Below are 633 nucleotides of genomic sequence, written 5' to 3' on the forward strand. Positions count from 1 at the left end.
CTGGTGATCTTCATCATCACGGCGCCGTTGCTGGCGCACTCGATCAAGATCAACATGCCCCAGGTGGCTGCCGAGCAGATCGAAGAAGAGCCCAAGACCGTGGACCTGGCCATCGATGCCAGCGGCGCGCTGTTCTGGGACGAGAAGCCGGTCAATATCGACGACCTGCCGAACCGCTTCAAGTCGATCGCCGGCACCAAGCCGCAACCCGAAATCCGTATCCGCGCCGACCAGAACACCCGGTACGAGACCCTGGCCAAGGTCATGGCCTCGGCCCGCCGTTCGGGCATGACGCGCATCGGTTTCGTCACCACGCCGCCCTCGGGCGGAGCCCCCTCGGCCGACGCGCCGGCGGGTGCCCCGGCCCCCGCGCCGGCCGGCAAGTGAACGTTTCCTGGGAAAAGGGGCGCATTTCGCGCCCCTTTTTTTTGGGATCGCGCTAGAATCGCGGCATGCGAGTTCTGGTAATCGAAGACGACACCACCCTGGGCCATGCGCTCCAGGAATTTCTGGCCGACCAGGGTTATGCGGTCGACTGGCTGACAGAGGGCGACCGGGTTCTGGGCGCGCTGGCAGGCCAGCCGTATGACCTGATGCTGCTCGACCTCAATCTGCCCGGCATGAGCGGCCTGG

The 633-nt window shown here is 65.4% G+C and carries 2 protein-coding genes; both read left to right on the forward strand.

The features are described from left to right. On the forward strand, positions 1–387 hold a 387-nt coding region (locus U858_RS0132605; protein WP_025141286.1), incomplete at its 5' end, for a biopolymer transporter ExbD. A gap of 65 nt (positions 388–452) precedes the next feature. Further along, positions 453–633 (forward strand): response regulator transcription factor (locus U858_RS0132610; protein WP_025141287.1); only part of this gene is annotated, 181 nt, incomplete at its 3' end.

It is taken from the genome of Achromobacter sp. DH1f, from assembly GCF_000633435.1.
Classification (GTDB): Bacteria; Pseudomonadota; Gammaproteobacteria; order Burkholderiales; family Burkholderiaceae_B; genus Achromobacter; species Achromobacter deleyi.